Source organism: Kribbella sp. NPDC049227 (assembly GCF_043197265.1).
Taxonomy (GTDB): Bacteria; Actinomycetota; Actinomycetes; order Propionibacteriales; family Kribbellaceae; genus Kribbella.
On record NZ_JBICST010000002.1, the window covers coordinates 113,615 to 135,035 of the forward strand.

At 69.0% G+C, this 21,421-nt stretch carries 22 protein-coding genes and 1 pseudogene; 15 read left to right on the forward strand and 8 right to left on the reverse strand.

Going from position 1 to position 21,421, the window contains the following annotated elements:
* Nucleotides 1-3: 3 nt before the first annotated feature.
* A pseudogene (locus tag ACGFH6_RS07255) lies at nt 4-488 on the reverse strand (DUF4291 family protein).
* A gap of 200 nt (nt 489-688) precedes the next feature.
* Between ACGFH6_RS07255 and ACGFH6_RS07260 the strand changes: the two are divergent.
* Entirely contained in the window at nt 689-1,312 is a 624-nt protein-coding gene (locus ACGFH6_RS07260; protein WP_393381320.1) for a LysE family transporter, read from the forward strand.
* Between the two features lie 7 nt (nt 1,313-1,319).
* On the opposite strand, the gene ACGFH6_RS07265 is transcribed toward ACGFH6_RS07260, so the two are convergent.
* From ACGFH6_RS07265 to ACGFH6_RS07280, 4 genes are read right to left on the reverse strand one after another with little or no spacing between them, the layout of a single operon-like run.
* Nucleotides 1,320-2,123 carry a MerR family transcriptional regulator gene (locus tag ACGFH6_RS07265; RefSeq protein WP_393381321.1) on the reverse strand — a complete coding sequence of 268 codons (804 nt, stop codon included), beginning with the start codon at nt 2,121-2,123 and terminating at the stop codon, nt 1,320-1,322.
* Complete coding sequence (locus tag ACGFH6_RS07270) at nt 2,116-2,652, reverse strand: VOC family protein (RefSeq protein ID WP_393381322.1); 537 nt, start codon at nt 2,650-2,652, stop codon at nt 2,116-2,118. The genes ACGFH6_RS07265 and ACGFH6_RS07270 overlap by 8 nt, the downstream gene beginning before the upstream one ends.
* A gap of 47 nt (nt 2,653-2,699) precedes the next feature.
* Complete coding sequence (locus ACGFH6_RS07275) at nt 2,700-6,104, reverse strand: UvrD-helicase domain-containing protein (protein ID WP_393381323.1); 3,405 nt, start codon at nt 6,102-6,104, stop codon at nt 2,700-2,702.
* The gene (locus ACGFH6_RS07280) at nt 6,097-9,180 is read right to left on the reverse strand and encodes a PD-(D/E)XK nuclease family protein (RefSeq protein ID WP_393381325.1); all 3,084 of its coding nucleotides are present in this window, start codon (nt 9,178-9,180) and stop codon (nt 6,097-6,099) included. The genes ACGFH6_RS07275 and ACGFH6_RS07280 overlap by 8 nt, the downstream gene beginning before the upstream one ends.
* Before the next feature lie 121 nt (nt 9,181-9,301).
* Between ACGFH6_RS07280 and ACGFH6_RS07285 the strand changes: the two genes are divergently transcribed.
* The 9 genes from ACGFH6_RS07285 to ACGFH6_RS07325 all read left to right on the forward strand — a co-directional run bounded on the left by ACGFH6_RS07285 (nt 9,302) and on the right by ACGFH6_RS07325 (nt 16,218).
* Nucleotides 9,302-9,499, forward strand: a complete 198-nt coding sequence (locus ACGFH6_RS07285) for a hypothetical protein (protein WP_393381327.1) — start codon at nt 9,302-9,304, stop codon at nt 9,497-9,499.
* Nucleotides 9,500-9,506: 7 nt separating this feature from the next.
* A complete protein-coding gene (locus tag ACGFH6_RS07290; protein ID WP_393381329.1) occupies nt 9,507-9,902 on the forward strand; it encodes a VOC family protein in 396 nt (131 codons plus the stop codon).
* A gap of 115 nt (nt 9,903-10,017) precedes the next feature.
* The gene (locus ACGFH6_RS07295) at nt 10,018-12,768 is read left to right on the forward strand and encodes an FtsK/SpoIIIE domain-containing protein (RefSeq protein ID WP_393381331.1); all 2,751 of its coding nucleotides are present in this window, start codon (nt 10,018-10,020) and stop codon (nt 12,766-12,768) included.
* Complete coding sequence (locus ACGFH6_RS07300) at nt 12,765-13,442, forward strand: hypothetical protein (protein ID WP_393381332.1); 678 nt, start codon at nt 12,765-12,767, stop codon at nt 13,440-13,442. Before ACGFH6_RS07295 ends, ACGFH6_RS07300 begins: the two co-directional genes overlap by 4 nt.
* A 17-nt stretch (nt 13,443-13,459) precedes the next feature.
* Nucleotides 13,460-13,720 carry a hypothetical protein gene (locus ACGFH6_RS07305; RefSeq protein WP_131364376.1) on the forward strand — a complete coding sequence of 87 codons (261 nt, stop codon included), beginning with the start codon at nt 13,460-13,462 and terminating at the stop codon, nt 13,718-13,720.
* Nucleotides 13,721-13,723: 3 nt separating this feature from the next.
* Nucleotides 13,724-14,980 (forward strand): hypothetical protein, encoded by a 1,257-nt coding sequence (locus ACGFH6_RS07310; RefSeq protein ID WP_393381334.1) that lies wholly within the window; start codon nt 13,724-13,726, stop codon nt 14,978-14,980.
* Entirely contained in the window at nt 14,980-15,456 is a 477-nt protein-coding gene (locus ACGFH6_RS07315) for a hypothetical protein (protein WP_393381335.1), read from the forward strand. The genes ACGFH6_RS07310 and ACGFH6_RS07315 overlap by 1 nt, the downstream gene beginning before the upstream one ends.
* A gap of 142 nt (nt 15,457-15,598) precedes the next feature.
* Nucleotides 15,599-15,826, forward strand: coding sequence for a hypothetical protein (locus ACGFH6_RS07320; RefSeq protein WP_393381337.1), 228 nt, complete (start codon nt 15,599-15,601; stop codon nt 15,824-15,826).
* Complete coding sequence (locus tag ACGFH6_RS07325; protein WP_393381339.1) at nt 15,823-16,218, forward strand: hypothetical protein; 396 nt, start codon at nt 15,823-15,825, stop codon at nt 16,216-16,218. Before ACGFH6_RS07320 ends, ACGFH6_RS07325 begins: the two co-directional genes overlap by 4 nt.
* A gap of 137 nt (nt 16,219-16,355) precedes the next feature.
* Here the strand turns inward: ACGFH6_RS07325 and ACGFH6_RS07330 are convergent, their stop codons facing one another.
* Nucleotides 16,356-16,667, reverse strand: a complete 312-nt coding sequence (locus ACGFH6_RS07330) for a hypothetical protein (protein ID WP_393381341.1) — start codon at nt 16,665-16,667, stop codon at nt 16,356-16,358.
* A gap of 186 nt (nt 16,668-16,853) precedes the next feature.
* On the opposite strand from ACGFH6_RS07330, the gene ACGFH6_RS07335 reads away from it, so the two are divergent.
* Complete coding sequence (locus ACGFH6_RS07335; RefSeq protein WP_393381342.1) at nt 16,854-17,843, forward strand: NAD-dependent epimerase/dehydratase family protein; 990 nt, start codon at nt 16,854-16,856, stop codon at nt 17,841-17,843.
* A gap of 11 nt (nt 17,844-17,854) precedes the next feature.
* Nucleotides 17,855-18,346 (forward strand): metallophosphoesterase family protein, encoded by a 492-nt coding sequence (locus ACGFH6_RS07340; protein WP_393381344.1) that lies wholly within the window; start codon nt 17,855-17,857, stop codon nt 18,344-18,346.
* A 105-nt stretch (nt 18,347-18,451) separates the two neighbouring features.
* On the opposite strand, the gene ACGFH6_RS07345 is transcribed toward ACGFH6_RS07340, so the two are convergent.
* Complete coding sequence (locus tag ACGFH6_RS07345; protein WP_165546543.1) at nt 18,452-18,607, reverse strand: hypothetical protein; 156 nt, start codon at nt 18,605-18,607, stop codon at nt 18,452-18,454.
* Nucleotides 18,608-18,742: 135 nt separating this feature from the next.
* Here ACGFH6_RS07345 and ACGFH6_RS07350 point away from each other — a divergent pair, with 135 nt between their 5' ends.
* The 3 genes from ACGFH6_RS07350 to ACGFH6_RS07360 all read left to right on the forward strand — a co-directional run bounded on the left by ACGFH6_RS07350 (nt 18,743) and on the right by ACGFH6_RS07360 (nt 21,130).
* A complete protein-coding gene (locus ACGFH6_RS07350) occupies nt 18,743-19,258 on the forward strand; it encodes a hypothetical protein (protein ID WP_393381346.1) in 516 nt (171 codons plus the stop codon).
* Between the two features lie 74 nt (nt 19,259-19,332).
* On the forward strand, nt 19,333-20,565 hold the full coding sequence (locus tag ACGFH6_RS07355; RefSeq protein WP_393381348.1) for an exonuclease domain-containing protein: 1,233 nt from the start codon (nt 19,333-19,335) through the stop codon (nt 20,563-20,565).
* Nucleotides 20,566-20,602: 37 nt separating this feature from the next.
* Nucleotides 20,603-21,130 (forward strand): orotate phosphoribosyltransferase, encoded by a 528-nt coding sequence (locus ACGFH6_RS07360; RefSeq protein WP_393381349.1) that lies wholly within the window; start codon nt 20,603-20,605, stop codon nt 21,128-21,130.
* Nucleotides 21,131-21,160: 30 nt separating this feature from the next.
* Here the strand turns inward: ACGFH6_RS07360 and ACGFH6_RS07365 are convergent, their stop codons facing one another.
* The gene (locus ACGFH6_RS07365) at nt 21,161-21,421 is read right to left on the reverse strand and encodes a hypothetical protein (RefSeq protein ID WP_131364398.1); all 261 of its coding nucleotides are present in this window, start codon (nt 21,419-21,421) and stop codon (nt 21,161-21,163) included.

Below are 21,421 nucleotides of genomic sequence, written 5' to 3' on the forward strand. Positions count from 1 at the left end.
CTGTCAACACCCAACCACCGACGCCCCGATCCGGGCAGCGAGCGCTGGGTCCAACAGGTACGGACGCTCCTCGGGGAGCTCGAATCGGGCTCCGCTCGGAGAGATCTGCGCAAGCTGATGGATGTGGTGCATGGCCGGCGTGACGTCGTCGATGGCGGTGATCCAGTCCCGGACGTAATGATGCACGGCGTCGGGAGACAGGCCGATCTGGATGGAGCGGATGTTGGGCTCGGGTCTCAGGTCGAGAGTCTGCTCCGGGTCCCATTGGATGCGGACGGGAGACGTGGCGAGGGTTGCGCGCCAGGCTTGCTCTGACGCGTCCAGAGGAACGAGGGCTTGATCCAGGTCATTCGGGTGAGGCTGAAGGGTGGGACGAAGGTGCCGGCGACGAGTGCGGGGTCGGCGATTTCGGGTGGGTACGCCTGGTAGACGGCGATAGTGGTGTCGTCGTAGAGCGCGCGGATCTGGCGGTACGGCGCTGGGTCCATGGCTGCCGATCCTATGACTTCGGGGATTGTTGTGGTGGGCAACGGGTTGTAAATGGGTTGAGGGCGGTGGCGGGGGTGCTCATGATTGGGCGCATGACTACGACGACTGTGGGTGTGTTGCTGTTGAACCTGGGGGCCGGATCGGCGGCTCGGGTTCAGCAGCAGGCCGGTCGTTGGGGAGGATCCAGCTTCGGTCAGTCGTGACCGCGGCGTTGGTCGCCGGGCTGTTGGCCGGGTATGGGATCGCCATGCCGGTCGGGCCTGTGGGGACCTATCTCGTGGCGCTGAGTGCGCGGAGTTCGTTGCGGGTCGGGGCTTGTGCCGCGTTGGGGATCGCGTCGGCTGACGGCATCTACGCATTGGTCGCCGCGGCCGCGGGGTCCGCGTTGGCGCCGCTGCTCGTGCCGATCGTGATGCCGTTGCGGTGGGTTTCGCTCGTGGTCCTGCTGGGTCTCGCCGCGATGGGAGCCATCAGGGCGGTACGCCGCTATCGCGCGCACCGGCTGATCGGGATCAGCCAGGAGATGCCGGTTGCCGGGCGTACGGCGTACTTCGGGATGCTCGGGATGACTCTGCTCAGTCCGATGACGGTGATCTACTTCGCCGCTTTGGTCCTCGGCGGATCCGGTTCGCCCGATCCAGCCGTGGTCGAACGCGTCATCTTCGTCCTGGCCGCGTTCGTCGCCTCCGCCACCTGGCAACTCCTACTCGCCTCCGGCGGAGCCCTACTGGGCCGAGCTCTCACCGGCCAGCTCGGCCGCCTACTCACCGCCCTGGCCTCCACCACCCTCATCGCCGCCCTGGCCATCCGTCTGGTCGCGTAACCCGTTTCTACTGCCAGGTTGCGGTGTCTGGGTCGATGTTGTGGCTGCGGGCGTTCGCGTCGATGGATTGGCGGAACCAGGTGGCCAGGCCGGGGTGGAGGCTGTCGTAGTGGGCGGCGTAGCCCGGGTCGGACTCGAACATGCGGCCGAGGCAGACCTGCATCTGCCTGGTGAGGGGGAAGTACGACGCGAACACCTCACGGTGCCGCTCGACCAGTTGGTTCGCTTCCGCGCTGCCGGATGTGACGCCGGCGTCCATCGCATCCGCGAGGCCGCGGTCGAGGTCGGCAATGGCGTCGGCGATGGCCTGCCATTCCTCCGGGCTGCGCGAGGCAGAGCGTTCGGCGTACTGCTGCCATTGGATCGTGTCTCCGTAGCGCTGACGGGCCTGGGCAGGCCAGTCAGGGTTCCACTGGGGGCCGAGGATCGCGGCCTGCTGCTCGGTGGTCAGCAGCAGGCCGCGCTCGTGGGCGTCGATCATCCGCTCCAGTCCGGCGCTGAACTGCTGGAGGCGGTCGATCCGTTCGGCGATCTGGGTCTGCTGTGCGCGCAATGCGCCGGGCACGTCTGCGGTCGAGTCGTCCAAGATGGCCCGAATCCTGTCCAGGCCGAGACCGAGCTCACGGTAGACGACGATGCGCTGTAGGCGTTCGAGATCAGCAGCGGTGTAGAGCCGGTATCCGCCGGCCGTGCGCAGCGACGGTCGCGCCAGGCCGACCTCGTCCCAGTGGTGCAGCGCACGCACCGTCACGCCCAGACGCGTCGAGACCTCACCGACGGTCAGGCCATCGGTCTCAGTGGCATCAGGCATGCTCCTCATTGTCGCCGCGACCGGTGCCCGGCGGGGTGATTCCGACGGCTGCGAGGTCCCGCGCCTCCTGACTGGCCGGATCAAAGGGCTTCGCCGCAGTGAGAACGACCCGTGCGTTCTCGGGGGTGATCACCGTGATGTCGCGCGTGTTCCAGGGCGTATCCCGTGGACCGTCGACCGAGTCCGGGCGCAACGCCCGGCACGCCTCGACCGCGGAATCGACCTGACCCAGCACGCACGCGAAACTGACGCTCATCGCCGCCGCATGCCCCGGCACGCCCTCCGCCGGGACGAGGAGTACGTCCTGGAACGCCCATCGCCGCAGATGCACAACGCTTCCGGGAATGCTGAACAGCTCGATGAACCCGAGCCCACGAACCCAGAAATCCGTCGAGGCCGCCAGGTCGCTCGTGGGGATCGTCACGAACGCGGGCATCGCATAGATGCCACGGAACGGCTCCGGCGGAACCGCATCCGGGCCGGCATCGGGCACGGGACTCATCTCGAACGCGTCGTAGTAGTCACTCATGCCCCCACCCTTCAGCCTCACGCCACGTGAGGGTCAAGTCCGGCGGGCTAGAGGCGGCGTTCGGTGGCTGTGGTCGGGTTGAGGAACAGGAGGATGGGTGGGGCGGTGTTGGGGAGGATGGCCGCGTACGCCTGGAGTTGGGGTGCGTAGTACGCGACCCGGCTGTCCAGGGCCGCGGCCGGGATGGCGTCGGTCTTGTAGTCGACGATCGTGAGGCGCCCGTCATCCTCGCGGTAGATGAGGTCGACGAACCCCTCGAGGATCGTGCCGTCGGGCTGGACCGTGCCGACGTACGACTCGCGCCAGTGCTCGCGGGCGGCCGCGCGCTTCACCACCTCGGACGCCAGCGCCGAGCGCACGAGCGCCGTGACGACGTCGGCGTACTCGAGGACACCTTCGGCGAGGCACTGCGCCGACACCGCGGCCTCGAGCCCGGCGCCGGTGCTCAGGTCAACCACCTGGAGTACGCCGTGAACCGCGCGGCCGATCGCGGTGCCATACCGGCCCTTCGACCACGGCGGCAGCTCGAGATCGCGAGGCGCCTTCGCGGTCCCGGGATCCACCTCGGCCAAGGCGACATCAGGACCGGTGCCCTCCAAACCGGAGGCGCTCTGTGCGGAGCGGGCGCGACTCGCGGCGCGGGCCGCGGAGATGCGGGTGTCCCACTCGGTACGAGCGATTGGCGGGGTGACGTCGGCCGTCGTCCGCGGATCACGCACGACCGGTGCCGGGCTCTCGAACAGCGTCCCGTGCGGAGCCTCGACCCCGCCGGCGGTTGCGAGGAGCTCCGCGTTGCTGGAGTGCTTGCGGTTGCCGGAGCGGTGCAGCGAGACGACGAGGTGGTCGCGGGCACGGGTGGCCGCGACGTACAGCAGCCGGCGGCGTTCGAACCCGTCCATCTGCTCGTCGACCGGCTGGACGAGGTCGAAGTCCTCGGTCTGCACCGACGACTTCAGCTTCACCGCGTAGCCACCATCGGCCGGCCACAGCACCTGCACGCCGCGCTGCCGGTTCGGCGCCGCGGTCATGCCGGACAGGATGACGATCGGGAACTCCAGGCCCTTCGCGGCATGGATCGTCATCACGCGCACCGCGTCCGCGTCGGTCTCGGGCAGGACCGCCTCGGCGACTCGTGACGTCTCCTCGCCTTGGTGCGCGGCCCAGGCGAGGTACGAACGCAGACCGCCGTGCTCCACCTCCGACCACGCGCGAGCCTGATCGACGACGAAACGGATCCGGCGCCAGGCGTCGCGCGCTCGCGGGCCGATCGCGGCGACCTCGAGCATCCGGCGGTCAGCGACGATCTTGGCCAGGACCTCGCTCGGGGTGAGCCACCGGGCGGCGTAGTAGGTCCGGCGGAGCCACTCGATCGCCTCGCCCACGGGATGCGTGAGCAACTGGTCCGGGACCGGCGCGGTCAGGGTGAACGAGCCACCAGAGCGCTTCCACACGAAGAGATCGTCGTCGCCGCATCCGAAGAGGGGCGAACGCAAGGTGGTGACCAGCGCCAGCTGGTCGCTCGGATCACCCAGCGCCCGAGCGCAGGCAAGGAGGTCGCGCACCTCGGCGGTCTGATAGACGAGAGAACTTGCCTCGGCGCGGTAAGGAATGTCCGCGCGATCGAGGGCGTCCTCGAGGAACGGCAGCGACGTACGGGCTGGAACGAGTACGGCGATGTCGCCGGCCTCGGCCGCGCGCCAGGTCCCGGCGCGCTCGTCGTACACCTGCCAGCCGTCGCGGAGCGCCTGCTCGATGACGGCGGCAACGTCGATGGCTTCACGCTCGCGCAGGACGGACGCCTGCGCGCGGGGAAGGTCGGCGTGCGGCTCGGAGCCGAGGATGGTGACAGCAGGACCCGAGACGGACTCGTCGTACACCACCGGCGTCGCAGGCTCAGGTGCGTCCTCGCCCGGCCGCCGGAAGGGGAGAACGGCCGCGAGGTCAGTGACCTGATCGTCGGCGTCGTCATCGTCGAAGCCGAGCAGTGACAGCTGGTCGCCGCTCACACTGTCCGGCTGGACGGTCTTCGGTGGCGCGGACGGCTTCCCGGTCGGTCCGCTCCGATGCGGCGACAGCGATTGGTACGACGGCTGGGCGGCTTCCTGAGGCTGAATGAGCGTCTCGAAGACCGTGTTGATCCAGGTCAGGATCGGCGGAATCGTGCGGAAGTTCGTCGTCAGCGCGACCGTCTCACCCAGCAGGTCCTGCGCCGTCAGGTACGTCGCGATGTTCGCGCGACGGAAGCGGTAGATCGACTGCTTCGGGTCGCCGACCACGAACAGCCGTCCCTCCGGTACCTCGACATCACGCCAGTCCTCGGCGTCCGCCTCCGCGCCGCCCGCGATCCGGACCGCCAGCTCGATCTGGATCGGGTCGGTGTCCTGGAACTCGTCCAGCAGCAGCCGTTCGTACCGCTCCTGCAGCGCCGACCGCACCGACGGCTCCCGCCGGAGCAGATCGCGCGCCAGCACCAGCAGGTCGTGGAACTCGAGCCGCCCCTCGGCCCGGCGCAGCTCGGCCGACTCGAGCACCCGCTCCGCGATCCAGTGCGAAAGGTGCCGGAGGCAAGCATCCAGGAGCAGGTCGACCAGCGAGTTGGCCACGTCGACGACCGCGGAGCAGTCGTCGCGCACCTTGGTGATGTCCGGCCAGTTGTCCTTACGCCCGATCCGCCCGATCTTCAGTCCGCGCAGCGACTGCAGGATCGCCAGCTGCCGCTCCTGGTCCGTCGCGGCGTCCAGCATCACTCCGAGCTCGCGGATCTGGTGCAGCTTCGGCAGCAGCCGGTCCTCGGGATCGAGGCACGCCTCGGCCGCCCCGCCGATCTGCGCGGCCGCCGCGATCAACCCGCTGAGATCCGGCATCGCCACCAGCTCGGGCGGGTCCACCAGCACGCGCTCGGCGATCAGGTCCCAGTCGTTCCCGAACAGCCGCGCCAGCGACCGCAGATGTTTCAGCTCGACCCCGACCGCCATCGCCAGCAGCAGCGGCTCGGCGATCGAGTCGTCGTCCAGCAACTGCTGCTGCAACTCGGCCCAGCGTTCCTCGAAGGCGACCGACGACCCGACCTCGTCCAGTACGTCGATCAGCGGCGGCAGGCCGGCCTCGATCGGGTGCGCCAGCAGAAGCTGCTGTGCGAACGCGTGCAACGTCCCGATCGACGAGGAGTCGAGGTCGTCCAACGCCTCGTCCGCCAGTGCCCTGGCCGGCCCCTTCCGCGCCTTCTCGAACTCGACCCGCAACCGGTCGCGCAGCTCCGCCCCGGCCTTCTCGGTGAAGGTGACGGCCGCGATCGTCCGCAGCGGTACGCCGTCGCGCAGGACCAGCGTGGTCACGCGATCGACCAGCGCATGTGTCTTGCCCGACCCGGCACCCGCCTCGACGAACAGGGTCGACGACGTGTCCGACCGGATCCGCTCGCGGGCCGGCTCGTCCAGCAGTTGCTCACTCATCGCCGGCCTCCTCGTACGCGACCGGGTCGATCAACCGGACCAGACGCTCCAACGTCGGATCGTGGCGCTTGCGGTCCCACCGCGCCCGCACCTCGCTGTGGCCGAGACCGTCGGGATTGCAGTACGGGCACTGCACCCACAGGAAGTCCGGAATCTCCGGCGCCTTCGGCGGGAAGAACCCGGCCGCGATCGACGACACGATCACGTCGAGGGTGTCGACGTACCGCGCCTCGACCTCCGGGGTCAGCGGCACCGGGATCCGCTTCCCGCCGCGCCGGACGAACCAGTACGACGCCTCGACCGGAGTCGACTGCTCACCCAGGCGAGCGCGGGCCGCGTAGGCGTACACCGGCAGTTGCAGCTTCGTCCCGCCCGCGACCGGGTCGGACTCGATCGCCTCATAGCGCGAGAACCCACCGGTCTTCACATCCGTGACGTAGATGGTCCCGTCCTGGCCGAGGTCGACCTTGTCGGCCGAACCGCGCAACAGCACGCGTCCCGACGGCACCGGGATCTCGACCGGCGGCTCGCCCTCGAACCCGAACCGCAGCTCACTCGCGACCACCGACGCATCCCGCAGCGACCGCCATCGCTCGTCGTCGGCCAGCAGTTCCATCAGGTCGTGCAGGATCCGCAGCCGCTCGCGTTGCCACAAGCGCGGATGTCCGGTGAGTCCTTCGGCCTCGAACTGATCCGCCAGGTCCGCACCGATAGCCAGCAGCAAGTTTCGCTGCTCGGCCGACCACGGCTCGCCGTACCCGGGCAATGAACCGGCCAGCCGCGAGACGAAGGCGTCGAGACTGTTGTGGATCAGGTTGCCGATCTGCAGTGGCGAGATGACGAGCAGGTCCTCCGGCGCCTCGAGCGGCTCCACCTGAAGCAACCGCTCGACGAAGTACGCATGCGGGCAGGTCGCGTAGGCCTCCAGCGACGTCGGTGACGCGATCCGGTCCTCCACCGCGTACTCCGGCAGACCGGGCACGCCGGACAGGTCGCCGTCGAAGCGGGTGAACGCGTTGCTGCCGCGTCCACGCAGCAGCTCCCGCGCACGCACCAGCACGGCGTCGTTGAGCCACAGTCCGGCCGCCGCCGACCGGACCTGCCACTCCTGCTCCGTCGCCGGAATGGTTGCCGTCGTCAACGATCCCGCGTACGACGCCGACGTCCGCAGCTGATCGCCGTACTCGCCCTGGTCCCACTGCGTCGCCGCGAGCGCATGGTCGCCGGTCAGCGATCGCAGAGACCCCAGCAACCAACGCGTCGGCAACCGTCGTGACGACCGGCGCAGATCGCCACGGGGGAACGAGGCCACCACCTTGCGGGACCCGGCGGAGAACGCGGCCAACAGGTGTCGCTGCTTCTCGTCCAGCCGATCCCGGAACGACGCCAGCTCCGGCGCCGCGGCCTCGCGAACCCGATGCGGGAGCAGCGCGTCCTCGTGCACCCGGCCCGGATACAGATCCTCCGACAGGCCGACGACGTACACGATGTCGGCCGACAACCCGATGCTCGCGGACATCGGCGCCACCAGTACGCCGGTGCCGAATGTGCCGACGCGGGGGAGCGACTGCTGCAGCTCCAGATCGAGTACGTCGCGCAGCACCGCGAGGCTGGCCGGCGTACCAAGCTCGTCCAACGTGGACAGGCCTTTCAGCGATCCCTCGACCGCGACAGCGGCGTACTGCTCCTCGATCGGGAGGGACGAGTAGTCGCCGAGCAGATCGTGGAAAAGCTGCAGCACCCCGTCGGCCAGGTCGGCCCAGGTCTCCAGCAGCGCGAGAGCACCCAGGCGGCGGCGAAGCTCCGAGGCGAACGCATGCAACCGCTCGGCCCGCTCCGCGTTGTACTGCGCCCGGCGGATCGCGGCCGGACGTGGATCCTCGGCGGCCTCCTCCTGATCGGCCGTACGACGTTCGGCCTCGGCATATCGCGCCAGACGCGTATCCCAGTCGTCGCCGCGAACCACGCCGGCGGCCCGGGACATGCGCTCCCACTGCGGCACCGGGATCCGCTCGCCGGTGAAGTCGCGCGTCGGCGCGTTGGCGAGCGCACGGAACACATCGGCGCGCGGCAGATCGTGGTCGACGAGCGCCAGCACCTCGAGCAGAGTCCGCGCGATCGCCCGCTCGTGCACCGGTCGCGTGCCGGGACCGTTGACCTCGATCTGCGCCGCGGCGAGATGCTCGTGCAGGAGCCGTGCGTACGGCGCCGCGGCCGTGTACAGCACCGCGATGCGATGGGCCGGGGTGCGCTCGAGGGACGCGACCACATCGCGAACCACGCAACGCACCTCGTCGTCGGCATCGGACGCGTTCAGGACCTCGGTCGCGATCGGGTAGTTCTTCGAGATCGACGTCGGCAGATCGATGCCGATGCGTTCCAGCGAACGCCGCACCGCCCGGTCCGCCCGCCGTACATCGGTCAGACCGATGATGACCGTGAGGTCGGCAGCCGCGGCGCCGAGCTCCTCGACGAACGCGGCCTCGGACTGCGTGAGCTCCTGGGGCAGATAGAGAACCAGAGCCCCGAGCTCACCGACGATCGCGGGGTCCGCGGCGACGCGTGCCGCCGCGGCGCGCAGCAGATCGGTCTCGTCGTACCACTCCGCGGCGAGCTCGGTGGTGACGTGGCGGTGGAGCCGGACCAGGTCGGGGCCGAGCACGGAGGCACCGGAGACGTTGTCGAGCGCTGGGTCGGTCAGGTCGCGGAGCTCGCGGTGGGCTGACGCAAGCGCTTGGATCGTCGACGGATGCTCGGCGACGTCCTGGAAGATCCCAGGCGCCTTCGAGAGTGCGGTCCGCCAGGTCGCGGCCACGATCGGACGCGTGGCCGGCCGGCGCGGCGACAGGACCCCGGCCGCGAGTTGCTCGGCCAGTCGCTCCAAGGTCGCGAGATACAGACCCGCGATCCCGGACAGCGCGAGATGGCGGCGGGCGATGACCCCGGACAGGTTGTTCGGCAGCAGCAGTGTCACGGGCTTCATCGGATCGTCGGCCTTCAGCCGCGCGACCACGGCCTGCAGGCGCTCCAGCGCGGCCGCACCGTAGGCCGTGCTCTCGATCCGGGTGCTGCTCACCGAAACCCCCGATGTGTTGACTGTCACCGCAGACGGTAAACCCTGGCACGGACAGAAAGATGACGGGGCGCGAAACGCCAAGGTTTCTGCGGGGTTCGCGACCGGCTCGCACAATGAAGGAATGACCAGGGAGACGACGATCGCGCGGGCGCTGCTCGTGCTGGTCTTCGCGCCCGCCGGCGGGCTGTTCGGCAAGGCCGTCGCCAACGCCGCGCAGGGCCGCGAGTGGTGGCCGTGGCTGGTCGCGGCACTGGTCTGGCTGGTCGTGCTGGGACTGGTCTCGATGGCGGTGTCGAACCGTTTCGACGAGCACAGATAATGCTCCGATGGCCGCCGCTGTGCATCACGTCGAGATCTGGGTCCCGGACCTGTCCCGGGCGAGGAGGAGTTGGGGCTGGATCCTCAACCGGCTGGGCTGGAAGGACGGTGACGGCTGGCCCGGCGGGATGACCTGGACCGCGCCCGACGGCAGCTATGTCGTGGTCGAGCAGAGCCCCGCGATGTCCGCCGGGGAGCACGACCGGATGCGCCCCGGGATGAACCATCTCGCGCTGAACGCGGCCGGTCGCGCCGAGGTCGACTCGATCGTCGGCGAAGCCACCCGGAACGGCTGGACGCTGATGTTCGCCGACCGCCACCCGTACGCCGGCGGCCCACAGCATTACGCCGCCTTCCTGCACAACGAGGACGGCTACGAGCTCGAGATCGTCGCCCCCGAGTAACTGGGTCGGAGGGTGAGACTACTGATGCCTGGAGTGACACCAGGGACTGTTGGTGTGACATGGTTACACCAGGCAATCAGTACGGTCGCGGGGCAAGTGTGGAAGGACGGTGCTCGTGACGGAGAAGCCTGACGGGGGAAGTCCGCCCGGACCGGTTTCGCCGGAGCTCCTGGAAGCGCGGATCCGCGGTCTCCAACACGCTCTCGGGCAGTTGCTGGACAACGCCCACCGGCTGACGCACGGCGAGCACCAGCGGGCCGTGCAGCTGCATCGTCAGTTACAGGAGCAGACCGCAATCGCCCGTCGTGAGTCCCGCGGGCTGGTCGACGCCAAGACCGCTGAGGCGCTGGCCGAGGCCGTGCCGGCCGCGCGCCTCCTCGCGGACCGGTTGGCGCCCGGTCTCGCGGCAGTCCCCCCGAACGACGCCCGCTGGCGTTCGCGCCAACTGGTCGGTGCGGGCGTCCCGTCGTACATCCGGGTGGGTGAGCTGGACGCTGGTACGCCGGTCGTCGCGCCGCTGCTGCGGACGAACGGCTGGAAGGTGACCGCCGACCGCAACGAGTCCGCCCGCCGGCTCCTGCAGAGCGTCGCGATGCGACTGGTCGCGGCCGCAGAACCCTTCCGGATCAGGGTGGACGCCTATGACCCGCGTCTGACCGGCATGATGGGGTTGCTCGGACACCTGACCACGAAGTACCCGCAATTGGTGCCCAGGGCAACGCACACCGCGGAGCAGCTGCACGGTGTGCTGTCCGGGCTGGTCGACGTGTCGTCGCTGCGGGCCAGCCGGCAGGCGCAGCTCGGGCACAAGCGGTTCGAGGACCTGATCCGGGAGACCGGCCGGGTGACCGATCCGTACCGGCTGGTCATCCTGTTCGACTACCCGGCCGGCATCGACACGCTCGCCCAGCGGGACCTGCTCCGGCTGGCCGCGACGGCCGGCGAACGCGGCATCTGCTTCCTGGTCCACCACGACCCGTCGACGCCGGCGGAGTCCGACGTCGACACCAAGCAGTTGCTCGACCACCTCACACCTGTTGCCATCGCCAACAACAAGGTCGAGGTCGCGCAACTGCCCGGTGTGCCGGCGAAGCTCGATCCGGCGTTCGACGCGAACGTTGCCGCCGGCATCTGTGACGTGATCGCGGAGCTGGCGGAGATCGCCGTCCTGCCGACCATCGACTTCGACCGGACCCTGCCGGACCGCTCGACCTGGTGGCAGCCGGTCACGGACGAGCTCAACACGGTCATCGGGTACGACGACCGCACGCCGGCGCTGGTGAGGTTGCGCAGCGGCAACCCGGCGCTGCCGCACGTCCTCGTCGGCGGTGCGGTCGGTCAGGGCAAGTCGAACCTGCTGCTCGTGATGATCCACGGTCTCGCCGCACGGCACGACCCGGTGGATCTGGAGATGTACCTGCTCGACTTCAAGCATGGTGTCGAGTTCTCCGCGCTGGGTCCGGCGGGGGATCGGGAGCACTGGCTTCCCCATGTGCGCGTGCTGGGGATCCACAGCGACCGGGAGTTCGGACTCGCCGTACTGCGTCATCTGTCCGACGAACTGGCGCGGCGTAGCGAGATCTTCAAGGCGCACGGGAACGTCGCCGACATCGCCGAACTCGAGCCCGGGCCGGAGCGGCCGCCGCGGATCCTCGTCGTACTGGACGAGTTCCAGGTGTTGCTGGAGGACGACGACGAGCTTGCCGACGAGGCAGCGAAGCTGCTGGAGCGGCTGGTGCGGCTGGGGCGTGCGTACGGCGTACATGTCGTGCTGGCGACGCAGACGATCGAGGGCGTGAAGCGGCTGTCGACGCGGCGGGACTCGATCTTCGGCCAGGTGCCGTACCGGATCGCACTGAAGACCACGCCGGCGGATTCGCAGGCGATCTTGCGGAGCGGGAACACGGCTGCGGCAGAGTTGCAGTTCCGTGGTGAAGCGGTGCTGAACGCGAACTTCGGGTCGCCTGACGACAACCAGCATGTGCTGGTCAGCTTTGCGGACAAGGTCGTGCTGGACGACCTGCGACGTGAGCTGTGGCTGCGCGCGGGTGAGGCGGCGCATCCGCCCCGGGTCTTCCATCTCGCGGAGCCGGCCCGGTTGGCAGAGACTGCTGCGGCGGTGAAGCCCGAGCTGGGGCGGCCATGGACCGGTTTGCCGATCGCGGTGACCGAGGAGCCTGTGCAGGTCGAGGTGCGGCCTGAGCCGGGGGCCGGCGTACTGGTGCTGGGTGACGGTCCGGCCGACGCGCTCGGGGTGCTGAGCGGTCTTGCGTTGTCGACCGCGGCCGCGGCGGTGGATCCGCCGCGGTTCATCTTCATGGACGGTACGAACTCCGCGCCGTCTGTTGCCGAGGGCAAGGACGCGCTCGTGCAGGCGTTGCGGCAGCTCGGTTGCGAGGTCGAGACGGTCGACAAGCACGACGAGGTCGTACGGCGGCTGTTCTCCCTGCGGGACGCGGTCCGCAACGGGCAGGTCGGCGAGACGTACCTGCTCGGGTTCGGCTTCCACGGCGTACCGCGGATGCAGCTGCACGCCGAAGGGCTCTTCGAGAGCCCGGCGAACGCGCTGCAGGACATCGTGCGGGATGGTCCGGCGCAGGGGCTCGTCACTTTCGGGTGGTGGAACCGGCTGCATGTCTGCACCGAGCAACTCGGGTACGGGCGTGCCAACGTGGCGACGCACCTGTTCCTCCGGCACCCGCAGGACGGCGTACGGGCGGTGTGCGGTCCGCTGGTGCGGTGGGCTTCGGAACCACATCGCGGGTTGCTGTGGGACGGGCTGCATCCTGAGGCGCAGATCGTCGTACCGTTTGCCGCACTGCGGTCCGACGAGGTGGACCGTGCAGTGGAGCAGGTACGGCGATGAAGACGGAACAGCAGGTGTGGTCCGAGTACGCACGGGCGTTGCGGATGGTCGCTGGGGCTCGTGTGGACGCGCAGCAGGCGCAGGACCGGCTGACGGCTCACAAGACGAAGGCGGAGGCCGCCGCGATGGCCGAGGCCGAAGCCATGGCCGAGCGCGGTCGGCAGCTGGAGGCCCGACTCAACACACTGGCCGAGAAGGCTGCGGCCAGCCTGCAGCGCGCCGGACTGCCGGCCGACGGGAAGCGGGCGAACGTCGCACTGCCGGAGATCCGTGCGCTCAACGACATCGAGACAGTTGCCGCCCGCCTCACCCAGCAGCTGGGTGAGGCAGTCGACACACTCGAGGAGGTCCGGGCCCAGGCCCGGGAGCTCCAGGAGCGACGCAAGCGCCGTACCATCAGCGCGGCCCTGACACTGGTCGGGTTCCTGGTGGTGTGGGTGGTCACCGGATCGTTCCTGGCCGGGGTCGAGGCCGCGGCCATCGCCGCTGTCACGATGCTGGCCGCGTCCCGGGTGCTCGGGTTGCCGCGGCTGCCCGGTGCCCGGTGGTGGGGTTGGGGCGGTGCGGTGGCGGTCGTCGTACTGATGGCCGCCGGGCTGCCCTGGTGGATCGCGATCCTGGTGCCGGTGGTGGTGTCCGGTACGGCGATCGTGCTGCCGAAGAAGCGCAACTAGGTCAGGAGTGGGTTCAGGTGTCCGATGTACAGCGGCTCAAGGAACAGCTGCACCAGGTCTCGATGGAGGCCAAGCAGGCGGCGGGCGGCCTGGCCGGATTCAAGCTGCGCTTCACCCAGCACAGCCAGCAGGTGGAGAGCCTGATCGCCGGTACGGCGACCGGCGTCGACCGCGACATCACCGAGATCCTGGAGGCGGCCGGCAAGGCCGTCGAGCAGGCCGCCGAGGCCCTGGAGATCGCCTCGGCCGGATGCAAGAGCTACGCCGACCAGATCTGACCCATGGCGTCGGACCTTCAGCGGGTCGCGCGGGGCTTGGTCGAATGCCTCGACGAGGTGCCGCAGGTGGTCAGCCACCTGCGACGCACCGCCGACCGCTGCCGTGAGAACGCCGCCCTGGCGATCGCCGCCTCTCAGGGGCGGGCGACTGTCGCTGCCCAGCAGTTGGACGCGGCCGCTCGGGCCTGCGAAGCCGCTGCGCACTACCTCTCGATGGCACCGCCCAAGGCCCGGGCCTGGGCCGACCGTCTGGTCGGCGGTGGCCGCGGCACCGACCGCCCGTCGTCCGACTCCGCCGACCGCAACAAGCTGACCGGCGGCACCGGCGACCTGGCTGAACGCGACGCGAAGGGCCGCACCAAACGCCTCACCGCCACCTTCGACGACCTCGAAACCCCCGAGGACAACGAGCCACCGCTCATCACCGTCGCCCGCAAAGCCTTCGAGAAGTTCCGCAAGGCCCGCGAGAAGGACGACCCGCAAACCGAGGAGCCTCTCGAGATCGAGATCAAGGTCGCCGAAACCGGCGAACTCGAGATCGAGGAACGCGACGAAAAGGAGGAGGAGAAGCGCAACGACCACCTCCTCCAGGACTTCGAGATCACCGTCGACCTCACAGAAGCAGCCCAGCACCTCCTGGCCGCCATGGCCGAGTCCGCCGACCAGAAATGGCAACAAGCCACCCTCACCATCGACCCCACCCGAGTAGAAGCCACCTTCGCCTACCCCGAAGACCACCACCCACAGCCGATCATCGTCGACATCCAGTTGCCCGACCGCCCTCCGACCGCCCTGCCCGACTTCGACCCAGCACGCGATCCCCGACCGATAGGTCCCGAGTTCGAGCCTGCCGTGGTTGATCCGCTCGGGTCGTTGAAGCCGAAGGAGCGGTTGATCGCCGACCGACTTGCAGAGGAAGGCTGGCGGATCGATGCCCGGACGGCGGATCACACCAAGCACAGGGTCAGCAACCCGGACGTGATGGCGCGCAAGGGTGCTGACGTTGCGGGTGTGATCGTCGAGTTCAAGACGCAGGACAGCGGTTCGTCGAACGCCGTGACGCGGAGCATGCTGAAGGCCAGCGGACAGGCCGGTGAACGCGGCGAGGTCGTCATCGACGGCCGGCGTGTCGGACTCACCCGGGAGGTCGCTTGGAGATCCTTCCGGCGGGCGTGTAATCAACCGCGGAAGGCGGTGGCTGACATCGTTCATGTCATTCTCGGTGACGGGCGTTTGGTCACCTTCACGAAGGAGCAGTGATGTCCACGACTGACGACATCTTTCTCGCCTCGAGTGGATCACTCGAGAGCATGGTTGCCTGGCTGTCGGCTGCTCTCCGGTTGCGGAGTCTCGAGGATCCTGACCTGAAAGAGGGGGAGTACCTGTTCTCCGCGGATGCCCGGACCGGCGAGGGTGAGGTCGTCTTCGTCGTCGAGCCGAACGGATACGGCTCGATCGATCCTGAGCCCGAGGACGTGTCGGCGATCGACCGCTATACGGCAGCTGTCGAGGTTCGTCTCGTGAGCGCGAAGGACGAGGAGGCGCAGGCGGCGGAAGCGCGTGCGGTCTTCGACGAGCTCGCCGCCGGGCGGCCAGAGGTGGCGATTGTTCTGAGTCATAACCTGTCTGGGCTGATTGCGGCGTACCTGCCCGGCGCTGGAGTCCGGACCTTCCCACCGGACACCACTCTCGACGCCCCCGACGTCGAGCTGTGGCGTGGCTGGGTTGTCTGCTGAAAAGTTTTGGGAAGTCGCGTCATGAAGTGTTGTGGCGGTCGTCACTACCTGTGAAGCCATCCCCACAGGGAAGTGGATGTGATTGATGTGAACCGCAGGTCTTTGATGGTGGCTGGTCTGCCTACTCGCCGGGTGCGCTGAGATGTCCGCCGGCGACCCAGTACCGCAACGTCGCCGCGTACGAGTGTGGTTCGGGGACCACGTCGTCGCGGACTACCGGGCGGAGGCCGAACTGGCCGAACGCTACGCCGAAGCCATGTCGCGCCGGTTCGCCGGACTGCGCGTGACCAGCGATCCGATCCCCGACACCGATCCAGGCCCGGGCCGCGTGCTGCCGGGCGAACGGCTCTGGGAGGTAGCCCCGAAATGACGTCCCGTCGCTTCCGGCTGATCCGCCATCACGACGTCTCCGGTGTCAGCGGCACCGGCCCCGTCGCCGAAGGCGTGCAGTTCACCGACGGCGCCGTGGCGCTGCGCTGGTACGGCGACTATCCGACCACGACCGTGTGGGACGGCATCGAGTCCGTCGTCGCCATCCACGGTCACGGCGGGGCCACAGTGGTCGAGTGGATCGACCCCGAGCAAGGCCCTGATCCCGACCTCAAGCTGCCACCCCGCGAGACTCTCCCGCCCCGACCGTGGCCGGATCTGCACTCCGCCCCCGAGCCACAGGACCCTGACCCGCTGCACAGCGACCGCGACCTCGGTGCGCACGGCGGTGCCCCGCCGGCCGGCGGGGCGTCGTACCGGGTGTTCCGATGAGCCGGACCGGGTCCGGCGCCGCGGACCCGGTCTGAAACGGGCGGGCCGGTGCCGAGCCTCCCTTGCGGCACCGGCCACCCATTCCCCCCAGGACCCAGCCGGACTCGCGATACGGCTGGGCCCGAGTCCACCGGCGGTCAGCTCATCTCGAAGGACTGGGCCACGTCGAGGTTGTAGAACGTGGTCGGCCCGTCGCACAGCTCCATCATCTTGGCCGCGAACTCGCCGGTGTCGGCGCGGCCGGAGTTCTCCATCGCCTCCTCGTACGAGGCGAACTCGACGATGGCGAAATAGCGCCCCGGGTCGTCCCGGTCGGCGCAGGTGATGCCACGCGTGGGGGCCGGGCCGTCACCCTGTGCTTCGCGTTCCTTGCGGTACCGCTCGTTGAGCGCCGCGACCTCGTCCGGCTTCGACGTCCGGTACTCGATGATCTGTACGAACCCTGCCATGTCTCCCCCTTGCCCTGGGCACCCACCCCAGGTGCCTCTCAAGGCCGACACTGCGCCTGGATCGCCTGCTCCGCAAGAGGTGGCGGCTTACGGTGACCTGACGCCCGCGACGGATCACGAAGGGTTCGCTTCTGCCCTCGGCAGAGGAAGTGGGTTTTGTCGGCAGGGCCTGATTGGGTTGTCCGCGTGGAGATTCTGATTCTCGGTGGGACTGCCTGGCTGGGTCGTGAGATCGCGACGCAGGCGGTGGCGCGCGGGCACGCCGTCACCTGTCTGGCGCGCGGTGAGAGTGGAGACGTCGCCGAGGGTTCGACGCTGATCGCCGCCGACCGGAGCAGCCCGGACGCGTACGACGGCGTACCGGACAAGGACTGGGATGCGGTGTTCGAGGTGTCCTGGCAGCCCGGATTCGTCCGAGACGCACTCGCGGCCTTCGGTCCGCGGGCCAGGCACTGGACCTACGTCTCGTCGGTCAACGCCTACGAGAAGTACGACACGCCAGGCGCCGACGAGTCCGCCGTACTGCGGCAGCCGACCGGCGTCGACGTACCGGACCGGGAGCAGTACGGCGAGGCGAAGGTCGCGTGCGAACTGGCGTCGGTCGAGACGGTCGGGGATCGGTTGGTGATCGCGCGGGCCGGACTGATCGGCGGGCCGGGGGACAAGAGCGATCGCGCCGGTGCGTGGGTGGCGCGTGCGGCTCGTGCACCCGAGGAGCCGATGCTGGTGCCGGACACGCCCGACCTCGCAACCTCGGTGATCGACGTACGGGACCTTGCGTCGTGGCTGCTGGACTGTGCGACGGAGGGTCGGACCGGGACGTTCGACGTGCGCGGGCCGATCGTGCCGTTCGGGGAGTGGATCGAGCTGGTGCGTGAGGTCGGCGGTCACACCGGGCCAGTCGTGCTTGCGCCGCGGGACTGGCTGGTGGAGCAGAAGGTCGAGCAGTACATGGGTTCGGACTCGCTGGCGATGTGGCTGGTCGAGCCGGGGTACGAGGGCTGGTCGAGCCGCAAGGGTGAAGCGGCGTTGCAGGCCGGGCTGACACACCGGTCGCGGCGCGAGTTCCTGACCGACGTACTGGCCTGGGAGCGTGAGCTCGGATTGGATCGCGAGCGTCGGGCCGGGCTGAGCCCAGCGAAGGAGCGGGAGTTGCTCGAGTCCCTGCCGGAGTAGAGAGTGGGCGGATGCGACTGGTGCTGATCTCGGACACTCATCTGCCGATGCGGGCCAAGAAGCTGCCCACGCCGGTCTGGGACGCGGTCGAGAGTGCCGACGTGGTCATCCACGCGGGCGACTGGGTGAGCGTCGCGCTGCTCGACGAGTTGGAGAGTCGTGCGGCGCGGCTGATCGGATGCTGGGGCAACAACGACGGGCCCGAGCTGCGAGCCCGGCTACCGGAGGTCGCGCGGGTGACGCTCGACGGGCTCTCGGTCGCGGTCGTGCACGAGACCGGATCGGCCAAGGGTCGCGAGGAGCGCTGCGAGAAGGCGTACCCGGGCGTGGACCTGCTGGTGTTCGGGCACAGTCACATCCCGTGGGACACGACCAGCCCGGGAGGTCTGCGGTTGCTCAACCCAGGATCGCCGACGGATCGGCGCTCGCAGCCGTACTGCACCTACCAGACCGCGACGATCAGCGCCGGCCGGCTGAACAACGTTGCTCTGCACAACCTTTAACGGTTGTTGCGGTGAACAACGACTTCGGCCGGGCGTGAGAAACTTTCCGCCGTACCACCGAGTTACGGCGAAGTTCTCACACCCGGCCGATCGTCGTACCGGGACTCAGGCGTTGGCTGCTTCCTTGACCCGGGTCTTGAGGCGGTCCCGCACCTCTTCCGGCGTGTAGGCGCGGCGCTTCCGCTCGCCCCGCGCGATCACCACGCCCGTCGCTGCCACGCCGACGAGCCCCGCAAGTCCTACCACCTTCCATACCTTCATGCGGACTAACCTAGCTTCGTGGAGAGCCGGATATCACTGGATGACGCTACGGAACTGACACGAACAGGTGACATTTGGCTGTTCCGCGGTGGAAGCACGGCCGATCGCGCCATCCAGCTGACCACGAACAGCCCGGTGAACCACGTCGGGATGGCGATCGTGATCGAGGACCTGCCGCCGCTGATGTGGCACGCCGAACTGGGCCGTTCGCTGCCGGACATGTGGAGCGGGACCCATCATCGCGGAGTGCAGTTGCACGATCTGCGGGACGCTGTCCTCGTGTGGGTGCGCAAGTACGGTCAGCAGGCCTGGATGCGGCAGCTCGACCACCCTGTCACGCGGTCGATGGAGGACGCCGTACTGCGGACTGTCGCGCGATTGGACGGTACGCCGTTCCCGTCGACGGCTCGGCTGGCGTCGCGGTGGGTGCGTGGGCGGGTACCGGCGTTCCGGCGTGGATCGCGGGAGCTGGAGCTCGAGTCGGCGTACTGCGCGGAGGTGGTCGCGGTCACGTACGAGGAGATGGGGTTGCTGCGCGGGCGGCGGGCGAACTGGTACGACCCGGGGCGGTTCTGGAGTGGCGACGAGCTCGAACTGGCGCGCGGAGCTCACCTGGGGGACGAGATCGCGGTCGACATCCCGGCGGAGTGATGCGGCCGAAACTGTCCGTGGCGTGTGATTGGGTTGTTCTGGGTCGGTAACCGAGCCGGAGGAGGGCCCCACGGATGTACGCCGTCATCGACACCGAGACGACCGGCTTGCTGCCGAGTCATCGGCATCGCGTGATCGAGATCGCCGTGGTGCTGCTGGATGCGCGCGGCCGGGTCGAGCACGAGTGGGTGACGTTGCTGAATCCGCAGCGCGATCTGGGACCGCAACACATTCACGGGATCCTGACCGCCGACGTGCTGGCCGCGCCGGAGTTCGGGGACATCGCGCGGCAGCTCGGTCGGTTGCTCGCGGGACGGATGGTTGTCGGGCACAACGTTGAATTCGATCTGGGCTTCCTGCGGGCGGAGTTCGCGCGGCTGGGGTTCGCGGTGCCGCTGATCACCGAGCGGTCGATGTGCACGATGGCGCTGGCCGGGTATCTGTATCCGGGGGCGAAGCGGACGCTCGGCGCATGTTGCGCGGCGGCCGGGATCTCGATCGAGGGGTGGCACTCCGCGCTGGCGGACACACGGGCGACGGCTGAGCTGTTCGGTCGGTATCTGCAGTCGTTTCCGGCGCCGCCGCCGTGGCAGTGGGCGTACGAGGAGATCCGCGGACTGCGGTGGCCGGTGTTGCCCGGCTCCGACGTCCCGCCGACCGTCCGTCCGGTGCATGCCGGTGGACGGCACGGGTGGATGAGTCGACTCGTCGATCAGTTGCCGCGCGTCCCCGAGCCGCCGCAGGCCGACTCGTATCTGGCGCTGCTCGACATGATCCTCGCCAACCGCGAGATCACCGCGGGCGACGCCGACCAACTCGTCCAGGCCGCGACGGACCTCGGCCTGACGCGACCCCAGGTCGACGAACTCCATCGGTACTACGTGTCCGCGCTCGCGGGAGCGTCGTGGGACGGTGGTCAGATCACCCCGGAGCAGCGCAGCGATCTGGACCAGGTGGCGGTGATGCTCGGGCATCGGGCATCCGACGTGGACGACGCGCTCCTGCGAGCCAGCGCCGGGCGGTACGTCGTACCCCCTCGTCCTGGGGCGAACGGGTTCCCCCTCGGGAGCACGATGGTGTTCACCGGTGACATGGTCGAGCCGCGCGAGGTGTGGTGGGACCGCGCGGTGGCGGCCGGCTTCGTGCCGCAGGAGTTCGTCCGCCCCGATACGACGTTCGTGGTGGCAGCGGACGTGGACAGCCTGTCGGTCAAAGCCCGGGCCGCCCGCGACCTCGACATCCCGATCATCTCCACCGAAGACTTCCGCCGGCTCATCCCGCCCGAGCCTCAGCGCCGGGCCGGCTGACAGACAGCGCTCGGCGGGTGCGGGTTAGGGTTCCGGCGTGGAATTGAGCGAGCTGGGGCGGCGGATCTATGCGACTGCTCATCTGACCGGGGAGTTCGTGCTGCGGTCGGGGCAGGTCACGGGGGAGTACTTCGACAAGTACAGGTTCGAGGCTGATCCGGTGCTGCTGGATGCGGTGGCCGAGGCGATGGTGCCGCTTGTGCCGCAGGGGACCGAGGTGCTGGCCGGGCTGGAGATGGGCGGGATCCCGGTGGTGACGGCGCTGGGGCGGCATACCGGGCTGCCGTGTGCGTTCGTGCGGAAGGAAGCCAAGGCGTACGGGACCCGCCGGTTGGCCGAGGGGGCTGAGACCGCCGGCAAGCGGGTGACGATCGTCGAGGACGTCGTCACGACCGGTGGTCAGATCGTGCTGTCCACCAAGGACCTCCGCGCGCTCGGCGCCGAGATCACCGACGCGCTGTGCGTCATCAACCGCAACCCCACGACCCCGGCCCCACTCGCCGAGGCCGGTCTGACGCTGCACGCGCTCCTGTCCTCGGACGACCTGACTCCAGGCACCAGTTGAGCTGCTGCCATCGGCCAGGATCGGCCGGACTCAGTCCTCGGCTTCGGCGGTTTCGCGCTCGACTTCGAAGCGGAGTTGCTTGCCGGAGCGGATGCGTTCGATCGCGGCCAGGCAGGCGTCCTCACTCATGTGAACGCCGATCTCACCGAGCTTGTGGCGCAGCACCAGCGCGGCGTCCTCGGCGGAGCGGGAACTGGACTCGTTGATCGCCTCGATCGTCGTCTGGGTGAGCTTCTCGCGGATGTCCGGGTGAACCTCGTGGATCTCGTGCGTGATTCTGAACTCAGTCAT

Bases quoted from the DNA above. Each gene is read 5' to 3' on its own strand.
- ACGFH6_RS07330 (WP_393381341.1), bottom strand. From the start codon at position 16,667: ATGGCAGGGTTCGTACAGATCATCGAGTACCGGACGTCGAAGCCGGAC.
- ACGFH6_RS07340 (WP_393381344.1), top strand. From the start codon at position 17,855: ATGCGACTGGTGCTGATCTCGGACACTCATCTGCCGATGCGGGCCAAG.
- ACGFH6_RS07300 (WP_393381332.1), top strand. From the start codon at position 12,765: ATGAAGACGGAACAGCAGGTGTGGTCCGAGTACGCACGGGCGTTGCGG.
- ACGFH6_RS07265 (WP_393381321.1), bottom strand. From the start codon at position 2,123: ATGCCTGATGCCACTGAGACCGATGGCCTGACCGTCGGTGAGGTCTCG.
- ACGFH6_RS07315 (WP_393381335.1), top strand. From the start codon at position 14,980: ATGTCCACGACTGACGACATCTTTCTCGCCTCGAGTGGATCACTCGAG.
- ACGFH6_RS07310 (WP_393381334.1), top strand. From the start codon at position 13,724: ATGGCGTCGGACCTTCAGCGGGTCGCGCGGGGCTTGGTCGAATGCCTC.
- ACGFH6_RS07355 (WP_393381348.1), top strand. From the start codon at position 19,333: ATGTACGCCGTCATCGACACCGAGACGACCGGCTTGCTGCCGAGTCAT.
- ACGFH6_RS07285 (WP_393381327.1), top strand. From the start codon at position 9,302: ATGACCAGGGAGACGACGATCGCGCGGGCGCTGCTCGTGCTGGTCTTC.
- ACGFH6_RS07290 (WP_393381329.1), top strand. From the start codon at position 9,507: ATGGCCGCCGCTGTGCATCACGTCGAGATCTGGGTCCCGGACCTGTCC.
- ACGFH6_RS07275 (WP_393381323.1), bottom strand. From the start codon at position 6,104: ATGAGTGAGCAACTGCTGGACGAGCCGGCCCGCGAGCGGATCCGGTCG.
- ACGFH6_RS07270 (WP_393381322.1), bottom strand. From the start codon at position 2,652: ATGAGTGACTACTACGACGCGTTCGAGATGAGTCCCGTGCCCGATGCC.
- ACGFH6_RS07365 (WP_131364398.1), bottom strand. From the start codon at position 21,421: ATGACTGAGTTCAGAATCACGCACGAGATCCACGAGGTTCACCCGGAC.
- ACGFH6_RS07325 (WP_393381339.1), top strand. From the start codon at position 15,823: ATGACGTCCCGTCGCTTCCGGCTGATCCGCCATCACGACGTCTCCGGT.
- ACGFH6_RS07320 (WP_393381337.1), top strand. From the start codon at position 15,599: ATGTCCGCCGGCGACCCAGTACCGCAACGTCGCCGCGTACGAGTGTGG.
- ACGFH6_RS07345 (WP_165546543.1), bottom strand. From the start codon at position 18,607: ATGAAGGTATGGAAGGTGGTAGGACTTGCGGGGCTCGTCGGCGTGGCA.